Below are 22,296 nucleotides of genomic sequence, written 5' to 3'. Positions count from 1 at the left end.
TGCGTGCCTGCTGTGGCGGCTGTCTTCAGGAACCCTGTCTTTTCTGGAGAAGCCCCTGTGACCACCCCGACCCTGCGTCTTTCCCTGTTGGCCAGCAGCCTGATGCTTGGCTTGTCGTCGTTGGCCCAGGCTGGCGAGCCGCTCAGCTTCGACCTGCCGGCCGCCTCGCTGGAGCAGTCGCTTAACGCTCTGGCCCGCCAGTCCAGTGCCCAGATCGTGTTGTCCAGCGACGTGGTCAGCGGTCGGCAGGCCGCCGCCTTGCGCGGGCGCTACACCACTGCCCAGGCCCTGCAGCAGTTGCTCGGTGACAGCGGCCTTGAGGCCCGCCAGCAGGATGACAACACCTACATTGTGGTGCCGGCTCAAGCATCTGCCGCGCTGCCTGGCGCACCCTCGGCCACCCGCCAGGTCGAGCTTGCCCCGCTGGAGGTCACTTCCTCGCGCACCGCCAGCCAGCTGGTGCCTCAGGCCCGGCAGGTCAACGTCATTGAGGGTGAGCAATTACAGACCTTGCGCCACGGCAGCGACAACCTGGCCGGTGTCCTGGCCAAGAGCATTCCCGGCATGGCCGACTCCAGCCGGACCATCACCGATTACGGCCAGACCTTGCGAGGCCGGACCATGCTGGTCCTGGTCGATGGTGTGCCGCTCAATACCAACCGTGATTCTTCGCGCAACCTTGCCAGCCTTGACCCGGCACTGATCGAGCGGGTCGAGGTCATTCATGGCAGCAGCGCGATCTACGGCGCCGGTGCCACTGGCGGGATCGTCAATATCACCACTCGCCCGGCCGGTGGCGAGCCCCGTGCGCAGACCACCCTGAGTGGCAACGCTTCGCTGAGCCAGCTTGACAAAGACAGCCTGGGCGGCGAATTGCAGCACTATGTCGCCGGTTCCCAGGGCGTGGTCGATTACGCTCTGGACTTTGGTACCCGGCATATCGGTGGCGCCTTCGATGCCAACGGCCGGCGGATCGCACCGGAGCCGAGCCAGGGCGATCTGTTTGACTCCAATGCCTGGAACATCGGCGGCAAACTGGGCCTGCGTCTGGACGAGCAGCAGCGTTTGCAACTTGCGGTCAGCCATTACCACGCTGAGCAGGACAGTGACTACGGTTCCGATCCATCGGTGGCGGCATTACCGCCAGGCTCGGTGCCGGCCCGGTTGCTCGATGGCCTGCGGCTCGATGAGCAGAACCAGATCCGCAACACCCTGGCCAACCTCAGCTATGAGCATGATGACCTGTGGGGCTCCAGGCTGGCGGCGCAAGTCTATTACCGCGACTACTACACCCGCTTCACCCCCTTCGATGCACGGGCGGTGGCGACCCGTGGGCGGTTTGTCGACCAAGTGATGCAGAACAGTGAGATCTTCGGCAGCCGCCTGACCCTGCGCACCCCGCTGGGTGAAAGCACCGAACTGGTCTGGGGCGCTGACCTCAACCATGAGCGCAGCGACATGCCGCTGGATATCTTTGACGCGGCCGCCTATGACGCCAGCGGCGCGCGACATTTCGACAAGGTCGGCCGGCTGACCTACATGCCTGACCTGACCACCATCAGTACCGGCGCGTTTGCTCAGTTGCAGCACCGCTTCAATGACCACTGGTCCATCGATGGCGGCTTGCGTTACGAGTACGCCACCGCCGAGTTCAGTGATTTCATACCGCTCTCGGAAATCCGCAATGCCAGCCCGGCCAGCATCGATGGCGGCAAGATTCGTTATGACGACTTGCTGGGCAACCTCGGGGTGGTCTATTCGCCGGTCGCCGGCCAGGAAATCTACGCCGCGTTCAGCCAGGGCTTCCAGTTGCCGGATATCGGGGTGCAGATGCGCAACGCCCGGCGCGGTTTCGATATCAGTGCTTCCGATCTGGAGCCGGTCAAGACCAACAATTATGAACTGGGCTGGCGTGGCGCGCTGGGCAGCCAGACCCTGGCGTCGCTGGCGCTGTTCTATACCACCTCGAAACTCGGCGATGTGCAGAGCTTCAACAATGGTCTGATCCTGACCCGCACCAAAGAGCGTATCCATGGTGTTGAGGCCAGCGCCGACTGGCTGGCCAGCGATGAGGTCTGGGGTGTGGGCGGCACCTTTACCTGGATGAAGGGCCGCGAGCAGCCGGCCAACGGCGACTGGCAGGACATGACCGGCTACCGGGTGCCGCCGGTCAAGCTGACCGCCTACGTGCAGTACCAGCCAGGCGAGGCATGGAGCAATCGCTTGCAGGCCACCTACATCGGCAGCCAAGACTATCGCCTCAACGGTCAGGCCAGCTTTGGCCGTCGTGAGGTGGACAGCTACACCACAGTCGACCTGATCAGCCGTTACAAACTCAGCCCGGACGATCAGATCAGCGTTGGCATCCAGAACCTGTTCAACCGTGACTACTACCCGCTGTACAGCCAGTTGATGCGCAGCAGCAACAACACCAGCCACCTGCCAGCACCGGGTACGGTGCTGACCGTTGGCTACAGCCATCAGTGGTAGGCCGGCGCTGGCTGCGAACTGGATTGTCCCTGTAAGGCAACGGTGCGGGTGAATAACCGGGCCACGCCGGGCTGATGGCTGATGCCGACCACCAGCGTGTCGGGCAGTGCCTGGCGCAGGGTGGTCAGCAACTGGCAGGCCGCTGGCTCGTCAAGCTGGCTGGTGGCTTCGTCAAGGTACAGGGTCTGGGGGGCGTAGAGCAGGGCGCGGGCGATGCCCAGGCAGTTGCCAGCGGCCGCGGTACCAGGGCCACAAACCTTGCAGGGTGCGCAGCAAGGTGGATTTGCCCAGCCCGCTGCGGCCTTCCAGACGCAGCCACTGGCCGGGGCCGGCGACCAGATTGAGGTTGTTCAGCAACGACCGGCCATCGGGCAGTTGCACGCTCAGGTTGTCCAGCCGCAGCACTGCGCCGCGTGGGCAATCGCAGCTCTGACCGCGGGTCGCGTCGATGGCTTGCTGAAACTGGCCCACTGCAATCACGTACAGGCCGATGTACAGGCTGTATTGCAGCATCAGCCCGTACAGCGCTGCGGTGTTGAACTCGCCCAGCGCATCGTAGAAGGTCTTGCTCCAGGCGTTGATCCACAGGTTGATCTGCACCACCATCAGGCCCAGGCCGATCACGCTGAGCAACAGCACCCATGACAGCCACTGACGGCGGTCCAGCCAGTAGGGGCGCGCCAGCGTCCAAAAGATGCGCAGGGTCTTCATCGCCCGGCCACCCCGGCAGGTGCCGGATTCAGGCGCAGCAGCACCATATTGCGCTCATCGAACAGCTGACCGGCCAGACGCTTGAGGTCGGCGTGGGTCAGGGCTTCGGGCAGTTGCTGTTGCTGGCTCAGGTAGCGCGGGTCGCCCCACTGTTGATCGCTGAGGATCAGCCGGCGCAACTGGGTCTGGGCGTCACTGCGCCGGGCACGTTCGTCGCGTAGCAGAGCATTGCGTAGTTTGGTCACTGCCAGTGGGTCCAGGGTTTCGGGTAGTTGGGCCAGGGTCTGGCGCGCCCGTTGCCACAGCTCGTCGGCCCGTGCCGGGTCGGTGTAGAAGTTCAGCCGTGTTTCGATGCGCTGGCTGCGCGGGTCCAGGCTGGTTTCGAAGGTCAGCGAATAGACGCCCGTTGCTTCACTGCGCAGCTGCTGCTTCAACGCTGCCTGGGCCAGGGGTTGCAGGGCCGAGATGCGTGCGGCGTCCTCCGGTGTCCAGGGTTGTTCGCGGTAGCTGTAGGCCTGCCATTGGGTGCGTGGCTCGATACCGATGTCCAGGGTTTTGACGTGTCGGCCGCTGCGCTGCCTGAACGGCTGGCTGTGCAGCGCGGCGCCGCGCGGGATACTGGCCAGGTGTTGCTCGACCAGCGGCTGCAAGACCGCAGCATCGACACCGGCCAACAGGTAATGGGTGACCGGCGCCTGGGTCAGGCGCTGCCAGTCGCTGGCAAGCTGCTCGGCACTGAGCTGCTCCAGCTCGCTGACAGTGGGCACTTGATCGTGCCCGGCAGCATGGCGCAGGGCATTGAGGGTCTGTTGCTGCTGAGCGCGAACGCTCTCGCGTTTGGGCGCCGCCTGGTCCATCAGTTGTTCACGAGGCTGTTGCAACGCTTGTTCATCGACCACCAGCGCAGCCTGGCTCAGGTGGTAACTGTGTAGCATGGCCTGCAAACGCTCGGCGGCTGGCAGGTCTTTGGCTTGTTCCAAGGTCGAGACCTTGACCTGCCAATGATCGGCGGCCTGTTCATGAGTCAACTGAATGCCCTGTTCACGCTGCCAGCGCTTGAACTGCACCTGGCTCCAGCCCTGCGGTGCTTGTTGCTGGCCCAGTTGGGCCGCCACCTGACTGCGCCAGCCCGGAATCTCTCCAGTGTGAAACCCGGCGTCCGACATGGCCTGCATGAGCATACCGCCGTCGGCGGCAGCCTGTTTGAGCCAGACCAGCCGGTCGCCGTTGCTCAGCCGCCAGTACTCGACGTTTTCTGCGTCATAACGGCGTTGCTCGACAACCTTGCCGCTGGCGCCGACCGCCGGCAGGGCCGGCAGTGCGGCCTGCACTTCATGGGTCTGGGCCGGCAGCGGTTGCGGTGCCTGGAGTGTGCTCTTGCGCACGTCGGCCATCAGCGCCTGCAGCTCGGCCTGGCCTGGCAGCGGCAGGTTCTGGTCGGCGGGTGCGGTCAACTGCAGTACCCGGTCGGCGCTGTCGGTCCAGCGCTTGAAGCGCTGATTGAGGTCATCGAGGCTGACGGTGTCGAGCATCGTCAGGTACTGCCGGGCAATCTGGTGCTTGTCCATCACCAGACGGTCCTGGACCGCCGCGTCGTTGAGGTGGTTGACCCACTGCTCGAAACTGCGCTGCGGGTCGTTGCGCAGCATGCTCTGGGCAATTTCGCGGATGCGGCTCTTTTCGCGCTGCATGTCCGCCTCAAACAGGCCGAAACGGCGCAGGCGCTCGATTTCACTCAACAGCTGACGCAGGGCGTTGTCATGGCCCTGAGCCTCGACGCCGGCGGCGATGCCCAGCACGCTGGAGTATTCGCCGATCTGGTTCTTCTGCACGCTGAGGCTGCGTACCCCCGCATCACGTGGCTGGCGGCGCAACTGGTCGACCAGCACCGCCAGGGTCAGGCGGTCGACCAGCCGCTCGCGTGCGCCGCTATGGGTTATTGCGCGGCTGCCTGGTTCATGCAGGCGAAACAGTAGGGCCAGCTGATTGCTGCCGCTCTGGCTGTCTTGCAGGCGCACGATCTTCAGTTGCTCGTCCAGCGTCAGTTCGCGCCAGGTTCGGTCAGGCAATGGCACCGATGCAGCGTTGCCGAACCAGTGCTTGATACGTGCGGGCAGGGCGGCCGGGTCGATATCACCGACGATGGTCAGAATCATGTTGTTGGGCGCATACCAGCGCTGCTGGAAGGCCTTGAGCTGCTCCAGGCTGGCGCTGCGGATCGCCGCTTCGTTGCCGATGGTGCGATGCTGCGGGTAGCGCGAGCCGATGCGCTGGGCAGCGGTGCGCTGATCGTTCATGCGTTGCGCCACGCCCAGGCCGCCGCGCCATTCTTCAATGACGATGGGCCGTTCGCGGTCCAGATCGGCCGCGTTGTAATCGGCTGCCAGGCTCAGGGTGGCCAGCGCCTGGAGGGCCTGTTCGGTTTGCGCCGCGCCGCCGCTTGGGCTGAGCAGGTACTGGGTGCGGTCGTAGCTGGTGACGGCATTGTAATGGCGGCCCGAGACCCAGCCCCATTGGCTCATGCGCTGGCGAATGTCGTCAGTGGCGTTGCCGTGGTTATAGAAATTCAGATGCTCGACCAGGTGCGCAACACCGACCTGCCGGGCGCTTTCATCCACAGAGCCGGCGCGCACGGTCAGGCGCACATCAATACGCCCCGGTTGCGAGGTCTCGCGCACCAGGCGGTATTCCAGGCCGTTGGGCAACTGGCCGCGTACCACACGTGGGTCCCAGGTCTGCGCCTGGTCGTCCACCGCAAGCCGGGCGCAGCCGCCCAGCAACAGCAAGCCGCACAGGCTCGCGATTGTTGTTTTCATCAGGTTATTTCCAGTCTTGGCAGGGGCTTTGCGCCCCTGCTTGGGCAAAGGGTCGGGCGATCAGAAGCGGTAGCCGACCTCAAGCCAGTATTGGCGGCCGACTTCATAGGTGGTCTTGGCGGACGACCCGCTGCTGATAATCGGGTTGACCTTGTCGGTCACGTTGGTGATGTCCACCGCCATGAACAGCGCCTGGTCCTTGCCGGTAGGCAGCTCCCAGTCCACTCGCATGTCCCAGGTCGGGGCGGCTTTGACGCGGGCGGTTTCGAACAGCTGGTACGCTTGCCCGTCGACCGTGACATCGTCGCCGGTGGCGATCAGTTGGTCGTAGGCCCCCCGGTAACGCAGGAAGTTGCTCCACGTCAGGTTCAATTGCGGGATTTCGGTGATCGCGGTCAGGCGCGCACTCCACGGTCGGTTGAAGTTGTTGGCCGGCAGATCGATATAGTCGATCACTCGGCCTTCATACATCACCTTGTCGTTGTCAAGCAGTTCGGCGGTAATTGCGTCGTCGTAGTTGCCGTAGGCATCTCGGGTGCGCTGCCAGTTCAAGGCCAGTTGCAGGCTGGTGCTGCTGCCCAGCCATTTGAGCTCTTCAAGGGGCGTGACTGTCAGCGTCACGTTGTCGCTTTTGCTCGACCCCTCGTTGGTGTAACTGAAGTAGTTGGTGTCATAGCCTGGTTCGGCAGGCACGCCCAGCACGCGCCCATAGGCCCGGTTGATCTTGTCTTTACCCTCGCGATACACGTATTTGAGGCTGAACTGGCTGTTCAGCCACCGTTGTTCAAGACCCAGCGTCAGTTCATCGTCATAGGGAATATCCAGGGTCGAGAATTTGCTCAGGTTCTGTGACCGAGTACCTGTCCAGGTGCCGGTCTGGCTGTTGCGTGCCCAACTGGTTTGCAGGGCGCCGCGTCCGTCAGCCAGGCGATACTTGTAAAGGTTGCGGCCGTAATAGCGGTTGGCGCCAAATACCAGCACGCTGCTGCGGTCGCCGAAGATGTCGTAGTCGCCGGAAAAGCGCGGTGCGATGGTCTTCTTTTCCATGTAGTCGTCACCTTCCAGGCGCACACCGGGGCGCAGGGTCAGGTCACCGATCGAGAATGTGTCTTGCATGAACAGCGCATACTTGGTTTCGCTGATTTCAATCTTGCCAGCGCTGTAATCCACCCTGCGGGTGGCGTACTGTCTGGTATTTCCGTTGATCAGGTGGCCAATCGAGCACAGGCTATCGTTATTGTCGCAACGGGTGCCGTTGTCGCGAATCAGCGTGCCGACGGACATGGCGTCGTTGAGACGCTCCCAGGTCGCGGTCTGGTGTGACAGGTCGATGCCCACCGTGAGGTGATGCTCCAGCCCGGCGAACTCCAGCGGTTGCCAGTCGACCTTGGAGGTCCAGCTAGCGCCACGCTGGGTCTGGTCGACATCGCCATAATTGCCTTCGGCACTGCGGGCGGTATTGCTGTCGGGGTTGCCCCAGTTTTTCACGTCCGAGTAGTACCAGTTGATGTAGTAATCGGAATCGGAGTCGCGCGAGCTGGTGACATTGGTCAACGCCAGCTTGTTGGTCCAGGTGAAGGTGTCGTCGCTCCAGACCGATTTCAGGCTGCCTTGCCAGCCGCCGCTTTCATTGACGAAGCCGCCATTGATACGGTTGGCAAAGAAGTAATAGTTCTCCTGTGGGGCGTAGGTCAGCGAGGTATCGAGGCTCAGCCGGTCGCTGACGTTCCAGTAAGTCTTGATCAGGTAGTTGTCGATGCGCCGGGTCTGATCCTGATTGGCCATCGCGGTACTGCTGCTGTAGCCGTTGTCATTGGCGTTCAGGCCAATGGTCGAGCGCTTTTGCGAGAAGTTCACGATGGCACCGAAGTCATCGGTGAGGTGTCCTTCCAGCGTGCCGCGCACGGTGGTTTTTTCGAAGTCTGGCTGATACTGCTCGTCGGTCGAGTAGGCGAAATTTTCCCGGTCGGCCTCGTTGATATGGTAACGGGTCCACTGCGAGCGGGTCATCGAGGCCGAGAGTTTGCCGTGCAGTTGACGGCTCGGTTTGCGGGTAATGGCATCGATCACACCGCCGTTGAAACCGCCATATTCGGCGGGGACGTTGCTGTCGTAAACCCGCACCTCTTCAAGCAGGTCAGCGTCCAGGGCAATGCCATGGGAGCGGCTGGGCGGTGAATCGAACTGGCGGATCGAGCCGTAACTGTGTTCACCGGGATCCAGATCGTTATTGATCGAGATCCCGTCGATCATGAAGTTGTTCTGGTAGTACTTGGCACCATTGATGCTGATATCGGCCGGGTCGATTTCACCGGGGGCATTGGAGCTTTGCTGGGCATTATTGAACTGCACGCTGGGGTGCATGCGCAGCAATGTGGTGATATCGCCGTTGGCACCGGGAAAGGCCTTGATCGCCTTGCGGTTGATCACCGTCTCACCCTGAAAGGCGTTGTCTTGCGGGGTGCCGAGTACCACGGTGCTGTTAAGCTCCATGGGCGCATCGAACCGTGCGCCGGGCTCCAGGCTGAACACCAGCGTACCCTGCTCAAAGCGCCAGCCAATCCCGCTGCCACGCAGCAGCCTTTGCAGGGCCTGTTCGGCGCTCATCTCACCGACTACCGACTGGCTGTAGCGCTGGCCGAGCAGGGCCGGGTCCATCGTGACTTGCAAGCCGCTCTGTTGACCGAAGCTGATCAGCGCGCTGGCCAGCTCCTGCACCGAGATGTCGAAGCTGTGCCGGGCCTGCAGCATGGGCTCGCGGGCTGCCTGGCCGGGTGCGGCTGCCAGGTACTGGCTGCTCACGGCCAGGCACAGCCCCAGTGCGCCAGTGCTAAAGTGCTTGCGTATCGCCAGGGCCAGACGCTGGGCTGGCTGATAAGTCGGTTTCATCCGATGTCCCCACAGGCTCCGGAGAGCCTTGTTTTTCTGAATGAGAATTGATCTCGTCGTTGCTGCGAGGCAAAGGACGGCGCAGCGAAAAGAATTTTCAGAAAAAACTGAAAATATTTTCATTACGCGCTCAACCAATCGGTTTTTTCCTGATCGAATAGCCAGTCGAAAGGGCGGCATCATTGATTTTTGAGGTGCAGTGCATGGAGGACCTCTCGCTTGGTCTGTGAAACCGGACAGGCTACGCGCCTGTTGATCTGTGCCCCGGACCCGGTCGAGGCAGCCGACCTGCGCACGCTGTTTGCCGAGCGTTATGAGCTGGAGCTGCACGACAGTGCCGCTGCGGCGGCCGCGCGAATCGGTGTCGGGACCGGTTTGCTGTTGCTCGGCGAACAGGTGCTACATGGTGATGTGACAGCCCTCGCGGCGGCTCTGACCGGCCAGCCTGACTGGTCGGAAATTCCGGTCATCCTGCTCTCGGCCGGTAAATCGGCCACGCCGCTTGATCTGCCGGTCTGGATCGCCAATGCGATGGTGATCGAGCGTCCGCTGAGCCTGGTGACCCTGCGCAGCGTAGTGGCCGCCGCCTGGCGCGGCCGCGAGCGGCAATACCAGATGCGTGATCGCCTGGCAGAGCTGGCCGGTGAGCGTGGGCGCCTGCATACGCTGCTGGAGAACATTCCGGTCGGGGTCTGTTTCATGGACGCGCAAGGCCAGAGCCTGATCCGCAACCCGTTGTATCACCGCTATGTACCTGATGACGTTATCCCGTCACGTTCGGCGAAAAACGCCGTGCGTTGGCTGGGTTTCGACGCCGCCGGCCGACGTATCGAACCGCAGATGTTCCCTGGCGCCCAGGCCCTGCGCGGCGTGCCGGTCAACGGCATCGATTTTTGTCACACCCTGGAAGATGGCAGCGAATCGTGGATGCGGGTCAGCGCCATTCCGCTGTTTGGCGAGGCGCGGCAGATCATCGGTGCGGCCTCGGTGATTGTCGATATCAACGCGCAAAAGCAGGCCGAACTGGCCCTTCGGCGCTTCAACGATGAACTGGAAATCCAGGTCCAGGCCCGCACTGTGGCGCTCAACAACGCCATCGAGCAACTCAAGGCCGAGAGCGGCGAGCGCGCCAAGGCCGAAGAGCAACTGCGCCAGTCGCTGAAAATGGAAGCGGTCGGCCAGTTGACTGGCGGTATCGCCCACGACTTCAACAACATGCTCACCGGGGTCATCAGCGCCCTGGACCTGATTCGTCTACGGCTGGGCAAGGGCCGGATTGACGGCGTCGAGCGCTTCATGGACGCCGCCTACGACTCTGCGCAGCGTGCAGCCTCCCTGACCCAGCGGCTGCTGGCGTTCTCCAGGCGGCAATCGCTGGATGCCAAACCCCTGCAGGTCAATGCCCTGATCATCGCCCTGCGGCAATTGCTGCAAGGCATGCTGACCGAGCAGACACGGGTCGATTTCCAGTTGTGCAGCGAAGATCCCTGGGTGCTGGCCGATGCCAACCAGCTGGAAAATGCCGTGCTCAATCTGGTGATCAACGCCTGCGATGCGATGCCCCACGGTGGCCTGTTAAGCATTGCGACCCACCTGTCCGAGGGTGAGGCGCACATTGAAATAAGCGACACCGGCGTGGGCATTCCCAAGCGCTTGCTCGACAAGGTACTGGAGCCGTTTTTCACCACCAAACCCATCGGCCAGGGCACCGGGCTGGGGCTGTCGATGGTCTACGGCTTCGCCACCCAGAGCCGTGGTCGGCTGGTCATCGACAGTCACGAGGGCCAGGGCACCCGGGTAACGATAAGTCTGCCGCAATGCCCCAATCATGAACCGCAAAGCGAGGTACTGAGCAGCGTGGCGGTGCCTGGCCATGGCCAGACCATTCTGCTGGTCGAAGACGACGACTCGGTGCGCCTGATCAATCAGGAAGTTTTGCAGGAGCTGGGTTATCAGGTGGTGGTCGCGCAGCATGCTGAGGAGGCCTTGCGCCTGCTCGACAGCATGACGGCGCTGGACCTGCTGATCACTGACGTTGGCCTGCCGGGCATGAATGGCCGGCAACTGGCGGAAATCATCCAGCAGTTGCATGCCCGATTGCCCGTGCTGTTTCTCACCGGTTACGCCGAAAGCGCGATCAATCGGGGCGATTTTCTCGGCCTGCACATGCAACTGTTGAGCAAACCCTTCAGCCTCGACCTGCTGGCGAGCCGCGTCGCACAGATGCTTGAGCGCAATCGTTGAACCTTTGCTGAACCCTGCCAAGCGTTGTGAATCACAGGTGGAGGTCGATCGCCAAGGAGTTACTCGATGAGCCAGGGAACCAACGGGCAGGGCAGCGCTGGAGTGTCTGAACACAATCAGGCGCTAATCCACGAGACGGACCTGCCGGCGCGCCTGGACCGTTTGCCCTGGAGCCGTTTTCATAGCTTGCTGGTGCTGGCGCTGGGTATCGCCTGGCTGCTCGATGGGCTGGAGGTGACGCTGGCCGGCTCGGTGGCCGGCGCCCTGAAAGACAGCCCCGTGCAGCAAATGAGCAATGCCGACATTGGCCTGGCGGGTGCGGTGTACATTGCCGGTGCGGTGCTTGGGGCGTTGTTTTTTGGCTGGCTCACCGACCGTCTGGGTCGGCGCAAGCTGTTCTTCATCACCCTGTTTGTATACATCGGCGCCACCGCAGCCACGGCATTTGCCTGGAATTTGTGGAGCTTTCTGTTGTTTCGCTTTCTGACCGGCGCGGGGATCGGCGGTGAATACACGGCCATCAATTCGACCATTCAGGAATTCACGCCGGCGCGCTTTCGCGGCTGGGTCGACCTGACCATCAACGGCACCTTCTGGATTGGCGCAGCACTGGGCGCGGCAGGTTCGATCATGCTGCTCGACCCTGATTTTGTCGGCAGCGAAACTGGCTGGCGGCTGTGTTTCGGGATCGGCGCGATCCTGGGGTTGTTGATTGTGTTCATGCGCCTGTGGATTCCGGAAAGCCCGCGCTGGCTGTTGATTCATAATCAGCCCGAAGCCGCGCAGCGCATCGTCGAGGCCATTGAACGCCGCTACCACGAGCGCGGCATCGCTTTGCCGCCGCCGCAGGGCAAGCCGCTACGCCTGCGGGCACGTGACCACACGCCGCTCAAGGAAGTGTTCAGTAGCCTGTTTGTGGTGCACCGCGTACGAGCGGTGGTGGGTATGAGTCTGCTTACCGCCCAGGCGTTTTTCTACAACGCGATCTTCTTCACTTACGCGCTGGTGCTCACCGATTTTTACCAGGTACCCTCGGCGCAGGTCGGCTGGTACGTGCTGCCGTTTGCACTGGGCAATTTCTGCGGCCCGCTGCTGCTGGGCCGGCTGTTCGACGTGCTGGGGCGGCGGATCATGATCAGCGCCACCTATTTCATTTCCGGTGCCTTGCTGGCTGTCAGCGGTTACCTGTTCGAGCAGGGCGCCCTGGATGTAGTCGAACAGACCATCGCCTGGATGGTGATCTTCTTCTTTGCCTCAGCCGCCGCCAGTTCGGCCTACCTCACCGTGGCAGAAACCTTCCCGCTGGAAATCCGCGCCCTGGCGATTGCCGTGTTCTACGCCTTCGGCACCGGGCTGGGCGGCATCAGCGGCCCGACCCTGTTCGGCGCCCTGATCGAAACGGGCGAGCGCAGCCATGTGCTGGTCGGCTACCTGATCGGCGCCGGGCTGATGATCATGGCCGCGCTGGTCCAGGCGATCTGGGGGGTGGCGGCAGAGCGCAAGTCGCTGGAGCATGTGGCGCGGCCCTTATCGCAGGCTGACTGATGACGGGCAAGCGGGTGTCTGGCCAGCCTGTCAGCGCCCCGGATACTCTGCCACCACCGGCCGCTCACCTGACGCCGTAACCCCGATCACCTGATAGGCGTCCTGGCGGTCGCCGTGTTCCATGCCCGGCGAACCGATGGGCATGCCCGGTACGGCGATGCCGAGCAGTTCCGGGCGTTTGTTCAGGTCGATGATCTGTGTGGCCGGTACATGGCCTTCGACGAATTTGCTGTCGATCACACCGGTATGGCACGAGCCCAGCCCGTGGGGGACCCCGAGGCGTTGTTTGACGGCCGCCATATCGGTTTCGACGTGATCATTGACGCTAAAACCGTTGTCTTGCAGGTGCTTGATCCATTGTTTGCAGCAGCCGCAGTTGGCGTCGCGATGCACGTCGATGGTCGGTGCAGCCTGAGCCAGGGCCGCGCTGGCGGCGAAGGTGGTCAGCAGCAGGGTGCGCAGCGGTTTAGTCAGGTTCGCCAATTGCATAAGTCTTGCCCGTGGTGGTCGTTGAATTCAGGCGCGCAGCGCCATGGGGGAAGGTCAGGCTGAAGGTGGTCAGGCCGCCCGGTTCACTGGTCACCGTCACCTCACCTTCGTGGATCTGCATGATCGAGCGCACGATGGCCAGCCCCAGGCCGGTACCGCCCTGGTGGCGGGCGCGGCTGGCGTGAACCCGGTAGAAACGGTCGAACAAGCGTGGCAGGTGTTCGGCGGCAATCCCTTCACCGGCGTTACTGATGGCGAGGCTGGCCTGTTCGCTGTGCACCGACAACAGCAACGTTACCCGGGTTCCTGGCGGCGCATGGCGGATAGCGTTGGACAGCAGGTTGGAGATTGCCCGCTGGATCATCAGCCGGTCGCCCCGAGTACAGGCAGTGCCGTTGACCTGCAGCTTGATGTCGCGTTCTTCGGCGGTCAGCTCGAACAGCTCGACGACTTTGTCGGCTTCTTCGCGCAGGTTGACCGGGTCAGTTGCCAGCGCTGCAACGGGTTGGTTGATGCTGGCCAGAAACAGCATCTGGCTGACCATGCGCGACAGGCGTTCGAGTTCTTCGGTGCATGACTCCAGCGCCTGTTTGTAGTCTTCTGCAGGACGTTCGCGAGACAGCGTGACTTGCGCCTTGCCCATCAGATTATTGATCGGCGAGCGCAGTTCGTGAGCCAAGTCGTCGGAAAACTGCGCCAGCTGGCTGATGTCGTCATCCAGACGCTGGAGCATTACGTTGATCGCCCGGGCCAGCCCCTGAAGCTCATCAGGTAAGCCGCTGCTGGTCAGGCGCTGCGACAGGTCGCGTGCCGAGACCTGGGCAGCGACTTTGCCAAAGGCCTTGAGCGGGCGCAGCGAGCGGCGCACCACCCACCAGGCACCCCCGCCGACCAGCAAAAATATCACTGGCAAGGCGATCAGGGTCGATTGCACGTAGGCGCGCAGCAGTTCGTCGTCATCCTTACGGTCCAGTGTCAGCACGGCCAGCACCTGCTGGCCGCTGCGCAACTGCATCGGGCTGGCGGCGACCAGCAGCCCATGGCCGGTGTCGCTGCGCAACGCTTGAAAATCCTGCGCCTGGTCATTGAACAACGACTCCGGTAGCGGCGCACCTTCATCCTTGCCGATCACCAGCAGGCGCCGACGCGGTACGCTGGCGTCGAGCAGGGTCAGGGTGAAATTGTCATGGCCGACAATCTGGTCGCGCAGGTTGTGCGAGTTCAGCGATCGGTCATTGCCCGACCAGGAACTCTCGGTCAGGCTGTGCCGGATCTGGCGCAGCTTGTCGGTCAGTTCGTTCTGCGCACGAATGTCCAGTTGCCGGGAAATGGTCAGGCAGGAAAACGTCGCCATGCCCAGCACCAGCAACGCACACAGAGCGCTGACGGTCAGACCCAGGCGCATGGAAAGCCGCATGGTGGGGCGTGCCAGGGTCATTGCCGGGCTTCCAGCACATAACCCACGCCGCGCAGGGTGTGGATCAGCTTGCAGTCAAAGGGGTCGTCGATCTTGGCCCGCAGGCGACGGATCGAGACCTCCACCACGTTGGTGTCGCAGTCGAAATTCATGTCCCAGACCTGAGAGATGATCCGCGTGCGCGACAACACTTCGCCGCTGTGGCGCATCAGCAGGTGCAGCAGGGCGAATTCCTTGGTGGTCAGGTCAATGCGTCGGTTGCCGCGAAATGCCCGGTGCCGGCCATGGTCCAGTTCCAGATCGGCGATGCGCAATACACTGGGCAGGCCGGGTTGATCGCTGCGTCGCAGCAGGGTCCGCACCCGGGCGAGCAGCTCGGGAAACTCGAAGGGCTTGACCAGATAATCGTCGGCGCCCATGTCCAGGCCTTTGACCCGGTCTTCGAGGCGCCCGCGGGCGGTGACCATCATCACCCGGGTATGGCTGCTGGCACGAATCGCTGCCAGCACTTCCCAGCCTTCGAGCTGCGGCAGGTTGACGTCGAGGATGATCAGCTCGTAATCCTGGGTACGCGCCAGATGCAGGCCATCGATGCCGGTGCCGGCGACATCCACCACGTAACCGCTTTCGGTCAGGCCCTGATGCATGTATTCAGCGGTTTTGGGTTCGTCGTCGACAACCAGGATACGCATCGAATAGGTTCCTCGTAGGACCGGCTTGAGCCGGGAAGCTCAGCGCAGGGTAAAAAGCTGCCGCACTGTAATACAGATCGCTGGCCATTTCGGCCGGATAACAGAATTGTAATTTTCCGGCAATCTTGTCGATAACGCCGCTTTTCTACAGTCCCCCGCATTCCTTTTTCGGCCCCTTTCGGGGCTGTTTTTGTGTTGCGTCGGGGGTGTCAAGTGTCTGGGGATCGTAAACCATATCGACTGATGATTCGCGCCGGGGTGCTGTGTGCCCTGCTGTTGCCGGCCAGTCATCTGCATGCGGCGCCGTTGACCCTGGCGGCCGCAATCGATGCCGCCTTTGCGCGCAATCCGGAGCTTGCCGCAGTCCGCCAGGACATCGGTATCGCCGAAGGCGAGCGGCGTCAGGCTGGCCTGTTGCCCAATCCCGAGCTGTCCTGGGAGGCAGAAGACACCCGCCGCGACACCCGCACCACCACGGTGATGCTCAGCCAGGCGCTGGAACTGGGGGGCAAGCGTGGTGCGCGCATCGATGTAGCCGAACGCGGCCAGGACGCGGCGCGCCTGGAACTGGAGCGGCGCAGCCTGGAGCTGCGCGCCGATGTGCTGCTGGCTTTCCATGCCGCGGCGCGGGCGCACACCGCCGTCGAACTGGCCGGCCAGTCGCTGCAACTGGCCGAGCGTGGTTTGCGGGTGGCTGACGGCCGGGTACGGGCCGGCCAAGTGTCGCCGGTCGAGGCAACCCGCGCCCAGGTGCAACTGGCCGAAACCGAACTGCAACTGCGCAAGGCCCGCACCGCCCAGGCCGACAGCCTGCGCCAGCTGGCCAGGGTTATCGGGACGCAGGAGGGTGAGTTCGACAGCCTGTACAGCGCCGATCTGGCACCCGGCCAGGCGCCGACAGCGGCAGCATTGTTCGACCGGCTTGAGCAGGCCCCCGCCTTGCGCCTGGCCGAGGCGCAGATCCAGCAGCGTGAAGCCATGCTCGGTTCGGCGCGTGCCCAGCGGGTTCCCAACCTGACCGTCAGTGTCGGCAGCCAGTACAGCCGTGAAGACCGCGAGCGGGTCAATGTGGTTGGCATGTCGATGCCGTTGCCGCTGTTCGATCGCAACCAGGGCAACGTACTGGCCGCATCCCGGCGCGCCGATCAGGCCCGCGATCTGCGCAACGCCGTCGAGCTGGACCTGCGCACCCGCACCCGTTCGGCCCTGGAGCAGTGGAGCACCGCCAGCAGTGAGGTGGCGTCGTTCAGCCGCATCATCCTGCCTGCCGCGCAGCAAGCCTTGGACACGGCCACCCGCGGTTTTGAAATGGGCAAGTTCGGCTTCATCGACGTGCTCGATGCCCAACGCACCCTGATCGACGCCCGTGGCCGTTACCTCCAAGCCCTGGCCGCCGGCAGTGAGGCCCGCGCCGCCATCGAGCGCATCTACGGCGCCAACCCCCTCTGATCCGATTCCGGCTTGCGCCGCGCGCGCAGTGCAGGCCATGACCTTGCAGGAGCTTTCATGAACAACAAACGCAGCCTGGCCATTGCGGTGGCGCTGGTCGCCCTGGGCGGCATCGGCAGTCTGACCCTGAACGACGAACGCGGTGCAGTGCTGGCCAGTGCTCAGGCGGCGCCAGCGGGCCACGAAGCGCACGACCATGACCATCCCGAGCCGGCCAACGCCGACGCCCCCAAACCTGACGGGCAGGCTCATGCCCGGCAAGAGGGACACAAGGACGATGACGGGCACAAGGATGAACAGGCGCATGGGGCCGATGAACATGGCAATGCAGAGCAAGGCGCTGATGAGCACGGCCACGAAGAAGAGCAAGGGCAGGTCGAGTTATCCGCCGAGCAGATTCGCGCCGCCGGCATCGAGCTGGCGGTCGCCACAACCCGGCCGCTGAACCTGTCGGCCAGCTTTCCCGGCGAGATCCGGTTTGATGAGGACCGCACCGCGCACATCGTGCCGCGGGTCAGCGGGGTGGTAGAGCGAGTGATGGTCGAATTGGGCCAGCAAGTCAAAAAAGGCCAGGTGCTGGCAGTGATCTCCAGCCCGCAGATCGCAGACCAACGCAGTGAGCTGAGCGCCGCCCAGCGCCGCTTGGAAACCGCCGGCAGCACATTACAGCGGGAAAAGACCCTCTGGCAGGACAAGATCTCTGCCGAACAGGACTACCAACTGGCCCGTCAGGCCTATCAGGAGGCGCAGATCAATGTCGCCAATGCCCGGCAGAAACTCTCGGTCATCGGCGCCGGGCTGAGCCCTGATGGCGGCAACCGCTATGAACTGGTTGCCCCGTTCGACGCGATGATCGTCGAGAAGCACCTGAGCATCGGTGAGGTGGTCAACGAGGCCAGCAATGCCTTCACGTTGTCGGACCTGTCGCGGGTCTGGGCCACGTTTGGTGTCACGGCCAAGGACCTGGACAAGGTCATGATCGGTCGTGAGGTGGTGGTCACCGCGCCAGACCTCAATGCCCAGGTGCAGGGCAAGGTCGGTTATGTCGGCAACCTGCTCGGTGAACTGAGCCGCACCGCCCAGGTGCGGGTGACCCTGGCCAACCCGCAAGGCGCCTGGCGCCCCGGACTGCTGGTCAACATCGAGGTGGCGACGGCTGACGGTCAGGCGGCGTTGAGCGTGCCGGAGGCCGCCTTGCAGACCGTTGAAAACAATACCGTGGTGTTCCTGCGCAATGCCGAGGGCTTCAAGGCCCAGCCGGTAATGACCGGGCGCCGTGCCAACGGCCATGTGGAGGTCCTCGGTGGCTTGCAGGCCGGTGCGCAGATCGCCGCTGCCGGCAGTTTCGTCTTGAAGTCGGAGCTGGGCAAAGGCTCGGCTGAGCACTCTCACTAACAGGCCATGAGTAAATCCGCATGTTTGAACGCCTGATTCAATTCGCTATCGAGCAGCGTATCGTGGTGATGCTCGCTGTCTTGCTCATGGCCGGTCTGGGGATCGTCAGCTATCAGAAGCTGCCCATCGACGCGGTCCCGGACATTACCAACGTCCAGGTGCAGATCAACACCGCTGCACCGGGCTTTTCGCCACTGGAAACCGAGCAGCGCATCACCTTTGCCATCGAAACCGCAATGGCCGGTCTGCCCGGCCTGCAGCAGACCCGTTCGCTGTCGCGCTCGGGGCTGTCGCAAGTCACGGTGATTTTCAAAGAGGGCACTGACCTGTTCGCCGCCCGCCAGTGGGTCAGCGAGCGCTTGCAGAATGCCCGTCAGCAATTGCCGGCCGGGACCGATGCGATCATGGGCCCGGTGTCCACCGGGCTTGGGGAGATCTTCCTGTGGACGGTGGAAAGCAAACCCGGTGCGCTCAAGGAAGACGGCACCGCCTATACCCCCACCGACCTGCGGGTGATCCAGGACTGGATCATCAAGCCGCAACTGCGCAATGTGCCAGGGGTGGCAGAGATCAATACCATCGGCGGCTTCGCCCGGCAGTTCCAGATCGCTCCGGACCCGCGCAAGCTGGCGGCCTACAAATTGACCCTGGCTGACCTGCTGACTGCGCTTGAGCGCAACAACGCTAACGTTGGCGCCGGTTATGTGGAGCGTGGCGGCGAGCAATTGCTGATTCGTGCGCCCGGCCAGTTGGGCAGCCTGCAAGACATCGCCAACGTCGTGGTGACCAGCGCCCAGGGCACGCCGGTGCGGGTCAGTGATGTGGCTGAGGTAATGATCGGCAAAGAGCTGCGCTCTGGTGCCGCCACCGAGAATGGCCGCGAAGTGGTGCTGGGCACCGTGTTCATGCTGATCGGCGAGAATAGCCGCACGGTCTCGCAGGCCGTGGCGGCAAAGCTGGCAGAGATCAACCGTAACCTGCCTGAGGGCGTGGTGGCGGTGACTGTCTACGACCGCACCAACCTGGTCGAAAAGGCCATTGCCACGGTGAAGAAGAACCTGATCGAAGGGGCGATCCTGGTCATCGTCATTCTGTTTCTGTTTCTCGGTAATATCCGCGCCGCGTTGATCACCGCCATGGTGATTCCGTTGTCGATGCTGTTCACTTTCACCGGGATGTTCAGCAACCGGGTCAGCGCCAACCTGATGAGCCTGGGCGCGCTGGACTTCGGCATCATCGTCGACGGCGCCGTAGTGATCGTCGAGAACTCGATCCGCCGTCTGGCCCATGCGCAACACAAACATGGTCGCCTGCTGACCCGCAGCGAGCGCTTCCATGAAGTGTTTGCCGCCGCGAAAGAGGCGCGCCGCCCGCTGATTTTTGGTCAGTTGATCATCATGGTGGTGTACCTGCCGATCTTTGCCCTCACCGGGGTCGAGGGCAAGATGTTCCACCCGATGGCCTTTACCGTGGTGATCGCCCTGCTTGGCGCGATGATCCTGTCGGTGACCTTCGTGCCAGCGGCCATTGCCATGCTCGTCACCGGCAAGGTCAAGGAAGAAGAGGGGTTGGTGATGCGCAAGGCGCGTCAGGGCTATGCCCCGGTATTGCGCTGGGTGCTTGGTCATCGCGCGGCTGCCTTTGCCGTGGCGGTGCTGTTGGTGGTGTTGTCCGGCTTTACCGCCAGCCGCATGGGCAGCGAGTTCATTCCCAGCCTGAGTGAAGGCGACTTTGCCTTGCAGGCGTTGCGGGTGCCAGGCACCAGCCTCAGCCAGTCGGTCGACATGCAGCAGCGTCTGGAAAAGGCCGTGATGGAAAAAATGCCGGAAGTCGAGCGGGTCTTCGCCCGGACCGGCACCGCCGAAATCGCCGCCGACCCGATGCCGCCGAACATTTCTGACAGCTACGTGATGCTCAAAGACCGCAGTGAATGGCCGGACCCGGACAAGTCTCGTGAAACCCTGATTGCCGAACTGCAAGCGGCAGCGGCCGGCGTGCCGGGCAGCAACTATGAACTGTCGCAGCCGATCCAGTTGCGCTTCAACGAGCTGATTTCCGGGGTACGCAGCGATGTGGCGGTCAAGGTGTTTGGCGACGACATGCAGGTGCTGAACCAGACCGCTGCACAAATCGCCGCCAGCCTGCAGAACGTGCCAGGCGCCTCCGAGGTGAAAGTCGAACAGACCACCGGCCTGCCGATCCTGACCATTAACATCGACCGCAACAAGACCGCGCGCTACGGCCTCAATATCGGTGATGTGCAGGACGCGATCGCGATTGCCGTCGGTGGTAGTGAGGCCGGCACCTTGTACGAAGGCGACCGCCGCTTCGACATGGTGGTGCGTCTGCCGGAAAACCTGCGCACAGACCTCGACGCCTTGGCCAGTCTGCTGATACCGGTGCCAGGCATCGCTGGAGCGGGTGCTGCCGGGCAGCAGATCGGCTTCATCACCCTGGCCCAGGTCGCCAGCCTGGATCTGGAACTGGGGCCGAACCAGATCAGCCGGGAAAACGGCAAGCGGGTGGTGGTGGTCAGCGCCAACGTGCGTGGGCGTGACCTGGGCTCATTTGTTGCTGAGGCGGGGCAGACCTTGCAAGAGCAGGTACGGATTCCGGCCGGTTACTGGACCACCTGGGGTGGGCAATTCGAGCAACTGCAATCGGCGGCGCAGCGTTTGCAGATCGTGGTGCCGATCGCCTTGCTGCTGGTGCTGACCCTGTTGTTCATGATGTTCAACAACCTCAAGGACGGCCTGCTGGTGTTCACCGGCATTCCCTTCGCGTTGACCGGCGGCGTGCTGGCGCTGTGGCTGCGCGACATCCCGCTGTCGATCTCTGCCGGGGTGGGCTTTATCGCCTTGTCGGGCGTGGCGGTACTCAACGGTCTGGTGATGATCTCGTTCATCCGCAACCTGCGCGAAGAAGGCCGTTCACTGGCCGATGCGATCAACGAAGGCGCCTTGACCCGCTTGCGTCCGGTATTGATGACCGCCCTGGTAGCGTCGTTGGGCTTCATCCCCATGGCACTTGCCACCGGCACTGGCGCGGAAGTGCAACGGCCGCTGGCGACTGTGGTGATCGGCGGCATCCTGTCATCCACCGCACTGACCCTGCTGGTGCTGCCAGCGCTGTACCAGTGGGCGCACCGGCGCGAGCAGGACTGATCCGGCAACCCTGAATCACACAACCCGCCCTAGGGGCTGTTGACGTTTCAGCGCAGGCCGCGTTGCAGCGCCAAATCGTGTCAGGCGAGGCGAAGGACGCAGGAAATGGTCGCTCCCTTTTCAAGTTCTTCAACGAGCGGAGCGCCGCCCGAGCTGGCGCGATTTGGGGCGCAACCCGCAGGGCCGTGGCTGTTTTGTCACACACACTTCAGCAGAGTGAAGCCTATGCAGGCCGACAAAACAGACCTCGGCGCGGTTGTGATGAAACGTCAACAGCCCCTAGTGAGATGGCGGGTTTTTTGTTTATCTGTCAGGCAGTTGCAGATGACGAAATGGTAATGCGCAGGTAATGCCCGGTTAATCCGCGCCTCGTTAACCTGAGGCCATCTTTTGACGGAGAACCACCATGCGTATGTTCAAGATGCTTGTCGCCGGCCTCGTTCTGACCCTGCCACTGGCCGCCCAGGCCTACAGCCCCAACCACAACTTTTCGGAAAAAACCGCCTAGGCCTGGCGCGAGACCGTACAGCAATACGCCGACAAAGCCGGCCAGCCTGCACCGCAGATCGAAGAGTATCGCTACGGCATGCCACTGGATGTTGCCCAGGTCAAATTCCAGAGCCCGCTGGGCAAAACCTGCGATGTCGTCTCGCGCCTGATGGTCTACGAAGACACCCAAGGCACACTCAAAGCCGTGCGCTACCAGGCGATGAGTGATTGCCGGTCTAATCAGTAAGGCGTCAGCCTGACCCACACTGTTGGCTGGCTGCTGTTGCTCTGTTCTTGCTCTTCGTACCGATATGGCACAGACGACGCAAATCGCGACTTGGGCGCTGGCCGAAGGTAGGCGGCGATTCGGGGGAGAAACTGGCAGGGAAGCCAGTTTCAGGTGCGCTGGGCAGGGATGCCCATCGCGCCGGCCCCCGAATCGATGCCGGACGGAGGGAAGTTCGCCCGCAGGGCGGACCCAAGCCAGGAGCAATGCCTTTGGTTAC

Annotated in this window: 14 protein-coding genes; 7 read left to right on the top strand and 7 right to left on the bottom strand. The window is 62.8% G+C overall.

Annotated elements, in window-relative coordinates; all coding sequences use genetic code 11:
* Positions 1 to 102 precede the first annotated feature (102 nt).
* Complete coding sequence (locus NJC40_RS23555) at positions 103 to 2,490, top strand: TonB-dependent receptor (protein ID WP_253141861.1); 2,388 nt, start codon at positions 103 to 105, stop codon at positions 2,488 to 2,490.
* Here NJC40_RS23555 and NJC40_RS23550 read toward each other — a convergent pair.
* Genes NJC40_RS23550 through NJC40_RS23535 form a run of 4 tightly spaced genes read right to left on the bottom strand, consistent with a single transcriptional unit; the run spans position 2,481 to position 8,906 of the window.
* Positions 2,481 to 2,621, bottom strand: a complete 141-nt coding sequence (locus NJC40_RS23550; protein WP_253141787.1) for a hypothetical protein — start codon at positions 2,619 to 2,621, stop codon at positions 2,481 to 2,483. The two genes, NJC40_RS23555 and NJC40_RS23550, sit on opposite strands and share 10 nt — an antisense overlap.
* A 40-nt stretch (positions 2,622 to 2,661) precedes the next feature.
* Positions 2,662 to 3,201 (bottom strand): ATP-binding cassette domain-containing protein, encoded by a 540-nt coding sequence (locus tag NJC40_RS23545; protein ID WP_253141790.1) that lies wholly within the window; start codon positions 3,199 to 3,201, stop codon positions 2,662 to 2,664.
* Complete coding sequence (locus NJC40_RS23540; RefSeq protein WP_253141793.1) at positions 3,198 to 6,017, bottom strand: M16 family metallopeptidase; 2,820 nt, start codon at positions 6,015 to 6,017, stop codon at positions 3,198 to 3,200. Before NJC40_RS23540 ends, NJC40_RS23545 begins: the two co-directional genes overlap by 4 nt.
* 60 nt (positions 6,018 to 6,077) lie before the next feature.
* The gene (locus tag NJC40_RS23535) at positions 6,078 to 8,906 is read right to left on the bottom strand and encodes a TonB-dependent receptor (RefSeq protein WP_253141797.1); all 2,829 of its coding nucleotides are present in this window, start codon (positions 8,904 to 8,906) and stop codon (positions 6,078 to 6,080) included.
* Positions 8,907 to 9,125: 219 nt separating this feature from the next.
* On the opposite strand from NJC40_RS23535, the gene NJC40_RS23530 reads away from it, so the two are divergent.
* Positions 9,126 to 11,150, top strand: a complete 2,025-nt coding sequence (locus tag NJC40_RS23530; RefSeq protein ID WP_253141801.1) for an ATP-binding protein — start codon at positions 9,126 to 9,128, stop codon at positions 11,148 to 11,150.
* A 66-nt stretch (positions 11,151 to 11,216) separates the two neighbouring features.
* Positions 11,217 to 12,695 carry an MFS transporter gene (locus tag NJC40_RS23525; RefSeq protein ID WP_253141804.1) on the top strand — a complete coding sequence of 493 codons (1,479 nt, stop codon included), beginning with the start codon at positions 11,217 to 11,219 and terminating at the stop codon, positions 12,693 to 12,695.
* 30 nt (positions 12,696 to 12,725) lie between these two features.
* Here the strand turns inward: NJC40_RS23525 and NJC40_RS23520 are convergent, their stop codons facing one another.
* From NJC40_RS23520 to NJC40_RS23510, 3 genes are read right to left on the bottom strand one after another with little or no spacing between them, the layout of a single operon-like run.
* On the bottom strand, positions 12,726 to 13,157 hold the full coding sequence (locus NJC40_RS23520; RefSeq protein ID WP_492180590.1) for a DUF411 domain-containing protein: 432 nt from the start codon (positions 13,155 to 13,157) through the stop codon (positions 12,726 to 12,728).
* Positions 13,158 to 13,161: 4 nt separating this feature from the next.
* Positions 13,162 to 14,622, bottom strand: coding sequence for a heavy metal sensor histidine kinase (locus NJC40_RS23515; RefSeq protein ID WP_253141807.1), 1,461 nt, complete (start codon positions 14,620 to 14,622; stop codon positions 13,162 to 13,164).
* Positions 14,619 to 15,293: a heavy metal response regulator transcription factor gene (locus NJC40_RS23510; RefSeq protein WP_045492402.1), complete on the bottom strand. Its 675-nt coding sequence runs from the start codon at positions 15,291 to 15,293 to the stop codon at positions 14,619 to 14,621. Before NJC40_RS23510 ends, NJC40_RS23515 begins: the two co-directional genes overlap by 4 nt.
* A gap of 246 nt (positions 15,294 to 15,539) precedes the next feature.
* Between NJC40_RS23510 and NJC40_RS23505 the strand changes: the two genes are divergently transcribed.
* From NJC40_RS23505 to NJC40_RS23490, 4 genes are all read left to right on the top strand, one after another.
* Complete coding sequence (locus NJC40_RS23505; protein WP_253141866.1) at positions 15,540 to 16,742, top strand: TolC family protein; 1,203 nt, start codon at positions 15,540 to 15,542, stop codon at positions 16,740 to 16,742.
* Positions 16,743 to 16,799: 57 nt separating this feature from the next.
* Positions 16,800 to 18,137: an efflux RND transporter periplasmic adaptor subunit gene (locus NJC40_RS23500; protein ID WP_253141809.1), complete on the top strand. Its 1,338-nt coding sequence runs from the start codon at positions 16,800 to 16,802 to the stop codon at positions 18,135 to 18,137.
* 20 nt (positions 18,138 to 18,157) lie between these two features.
* Positions 18,158 to 21,301, top strand: coding sequence for a CusA/CzcA family heavy metal efflux RND transporter (locus NJC40_RS23495; RefSeq protein WP_253141812.1), 3,144 nt, complete (start codon positions 18,158 to 18,160; stop codon positions 21,299 to 21,301).
* 586 nt (positions 21,302 to 21,887) lie between these two features.
* Positions 21,888 to 22,037, top strand: coding sequence for a DUF2790 domain-containing protein (locus tag NJC40_RS23490; RefSeq protein WP_253141815.1), 150 nt, complete (start codon positions 21,888 to 21,890; stop codon positions 22,035 to 22,037).
* Positions 22,038 to 22,296 lie beyond the last annotated feature (259 nt).

The organism is Pseudomonas sp. 21LCFQ02 (genome assembly GCF_024129895.2).
GTDB lineage: Bacteria > Pseudomonadota > Gammaproteobacteria > Pseudomonadales > Pseudomonadaceae > Aquipseudomonas.
This window is presented reverse-complemented; position numbering and strand designations above follow the sequence as displayed.